We start from the raw sequence: 2907 nt of genomic DNA on the forward strand, positions 1-2907 counted from the left end.
GCCACCTTGGCGGGGTCGAACAAGTGGTCGAGTTCGGCCACTTCGTCGGCATGCAGGGCCAACTGCGTGGCGGCCAGGTTCTCGGCCAGGCGGCTGGTCTTGCGGGTGCCGGGAATGGGCAATACGTTCGGGTGCTTGCACAGCATCCAGGCCAGTGCGATCTGTGCCGGTGTGGCACTGCGTGCCTGGGCGAACGCGGTCAGAGCGGCCAGCAGGCGCTGGTTGTCGGCCATGGCGGCTTCGGCAAAGCGCGGGCTTTTGCGGCGGAAGTCGTCTTCGGCCAGCGTGCTGGCTGAGCTGAGCGCGCCGGTGAGAAAGCCGCGCCCCAGCGGGCTGTAGGCCACCAGGGTGGTGCCCAGTTCGCGGCAGGCGGCGAGCAGACCTTGCTCGGGCTCGCGGCTCCAGAGCGAGTATTCGCTTTGCACCGCCGCAATGGGGTGCACGGCAGCGGCGCGGCGCAAGGTGTCGGCGCTCACCTCCGACAAACCGATGCGCTGCACCTTGCCTTCGGTCACCAGCGCGGCCATGGCTTCCACCACGGTTTCGATCGGCACGGCGGGGTCGCGCCGGTGGCAGTAGTACAGGTCGATGCGGTCCACGCCCAGGCGCTGCAGCGAAGCTTCGCAGGCGCTGCGCACATAGGCCGGGTCGTTGCGGATGCTGCGCGCGTAGCTGCCGGGTTCGCGCACGATGCCGAATTTGGTGGCGACCTGGATGCGCTCGCCGTGCGCCGCGATCAGCGGGGCCAGCAAGCGTTCGTTGTGGCCCAGGCCGTAGGTGTCGGCGCTGTCGAACATCTGCACGCCCGCTTCCACGGCGGCGTGCAGCACGCGCAAGGATTCGGCGTCGTCGCTGGGGCCGTAGAACTCCGACATGCCCATGCAGCCCAAGCCAAGCCGCGTGATGGATGGGCCTTGCGGGCCGAGTGGAAGCGTAGGGGTGTTGGACATGGTGGTCATTCCTTTCTGTGGGTTGGCTTGGCGGCGGGGACGAGCATCTGGCGCAGCACCGGGGCGAGTGCGTGGCCCAGGCGCTGGTGTTGCTCTGCGGTGAGGTGCACGCCGTCGACTCCGGCGATGGGGCCGGTCGCGTCGGCGGCGTCGAACACGGCCACCGGGCTATCTTGCGCCAGCTGGCGCACAGCCGGTGCGAGGGCCCGGGATTTGGCTTGCATGCCCGCGAAGAATGCGCCCATGGGTGTGGCCGACACATCGCCCAGCGGTGGCGGTACCACCAGCAGCACGCGCGGTGCTGCGTAGGTGGTGAGCACGCCGCTGCCGAACTGGGCGGCCTGGCGGACCAGCCCGGCCAGGCCTTGTGCGATGTCTTGTGGCGAGCGGCCCAGGTCGGCGCGCAGGTCGTTGGTGCCCAGCATGAGCACCAGCAGATCCACCGGCGCTTCGCGCGCCAGCGCCTCGGCCAGGCTGCGGCTGCCGTTGAACAAGGGGCCGGGAAATCCGGCAATGGCCTCAGGGTAGTCCACATCCACCGTGCGGCCCGACAGCGCGTCGACCTGCACCGTGGCTTGCCCGTTCAAAGCCTGGCCGAGCACGCCGGGCCAGCGCTGCGCATCGTCCAGCCGCTGCACGGGAAATGCCTGGGGCGAGGCGATCCAGCCCCAGCTGTTCGAATCGCCAAACACCAGCACCCTGGGCGGGGTTTCGGCGTTGGCGCCGGGCGCGGCCAGCAGGGCGCAGGGCAGCAGGAGCAGAACTGAGAGACGGCGTAGCGCGTGGCGCAGAGTGGAGAGCATGGGGTTTCGAGGCAAATGGTGAAGAGGTGCCCAGCTTCAGACAAATCGATTGCCAAGACAATCGGGCCAAGGTTGCATGTTTTGCTGAGTAATATTCAGCAATGAAGAAAAATGGATGGAGCGAGCTGGCGGCGTTTTCTGCGGTGGCCAAGCTCAGCAGCTTTCGCCAGGCCGCCGATGAACTGGGCGTGTCGGCCTCGGCCGTGAGCCATTCGGTGCGCGTGCTGGAAACCCGCCTGGGCGTGCGCCTGCTCCACCGCAGCACCCGCAGCGTGGCGCCCACAGAAGCGGGTGCGCGTTTGCTGGCGCGTTTGTCGCCCGCGCTGGACGACATTGAGCAGGCGCTGGGCGAGCTGGATGCGTTTCGCGACCAGCCACGCGGACGCCTGCGTTTGACGGTGCCGCGCATCGCGGCCCAATGCGTGGTGCTGCCGCTCTTGCCCGGATTTCTGGCCCGCTACCCCGAGATCGAGGTGGAGGTGGTGGGCGACGACGGGCTGGTGGATATCGTGGCCGGCGGTTTTGACGCTGGCATGCGCTTTGGTGAACGGCTGGCCGCCGATCTGGTGGCGGTGCCGTTTGGCGCGCCGGCGGGCTTTTGCGTGGTGGCCGCGCCCAGCTACCTGGCTGGGCGCGAGCCGCCGCGGTCGCCCGCCGATCTGCTCCAGCACCTGTGTGTGCGCCAGCGTTTTCCCAGCGGCGTGCTCTACCGCTGGGAATTTGCGCGCCAAGGCGAGCGCCAGGAAGTGGCGCTGCCCAGAGGCCCGGTGTTCAACGACCAGTTTCTGGTGGTGGAGGCGGCGGTCGCCGGTCTGGGGCTGACCTATGCGTTCAACCCGCTGGTGCAGAGCCATGTGGCCGAGGGGCGCTTGCAAACCGTGCTGGGCGACTGGATGCCGGCGCCCGAACGCCTGTATCTCTACACGCCGGGGCGGCGCCAGATGCCCGCGCCGCTGCGCGCGTTTCTGGATTACGCGCAGGAGCAGGCGACACCGGCACGGTAAGCCTTGGCCTCGTGGCGCGGCGAGTGCCGGATGTTTACTCGCAAGCCAGGCTGCGGATCGCTTCGGTCACGAGTGCTGGCTTTTCCCAGAGCACAAAATGCCCTTCTTGCGGCAGGCGCTGCACGCGCAGCCAGGCTTTGGGCACGCGCC

At 68.5% G+C, this 2907-nt stretch carries 3 protein-coding genes; 1 reads left to right on the top strand and 2 read right to left on the bottom strand.

Annotated elements, in window-relative coordinates:
* Positions 1-950: aldo/keto reductase (locus ABYB95_RS20605; RefSeq protein ID WP_372661286.1), on the bottom strand; the 950-nt coding region annotated here is incomplete at its 3' end.
* Between the two features lie 5 nt (positions 951-955).
* Positions 956-1753, bottom strand: a complete 798-nt coding sequence (locus tag ABYB95_RS20610; protein WP_372661289.1) for a GDSL-type esterase/lipase family protein — start codon at positions 1751-1753, stop codon at positions 956-958.
* 101 nt (positions 1754-1854) lie between these two features.
* Between ABYB95_RS20610 and ABYB95_RS20615 the strand changes: the two genes are divergently transcribed.
* Positions 1855-2757: a LysR family transcriptional regulator gene (locus ABYB95_RS20615; protein ID WP_372661292.1), complete on the top strand. Its 903-nt coding sequence runs from the start codon at positions 1855-1857 to the stop codon at positions 2755-2757.
* Positions 2758-2907: the final 150 nt, after the last annotated feature.

The organism is Hydrogenophaga sp., from assembly GCF_041633695.1.
In the GTDB taxonomy this organism is placed as follows: domain Bacteria; phylum Pseudomonadota; class Gammaproteobacteria; order Burkholderiales; family Burkholderiaceae_C; genus Hydrogenophaga.

Excerpts from the sequence above, each read along its gene's own strand:
- ABYB95_RS20610 (WP_372661289.1), bottom strand. The coding sequence starts at position 1,753 with ATGCTCTCCACTCTGCGCCACGCGCTACGCCGTCTCTCAGTTCTGCTC.
- ABYB95_RS20615 (WP_372661292.1), top strand. The coding sequence starts at position 1,855 with ATGAAGAAAAATGGATGGAGCGAGCTGGCGGCGTTTTCTGCGGTGGCC.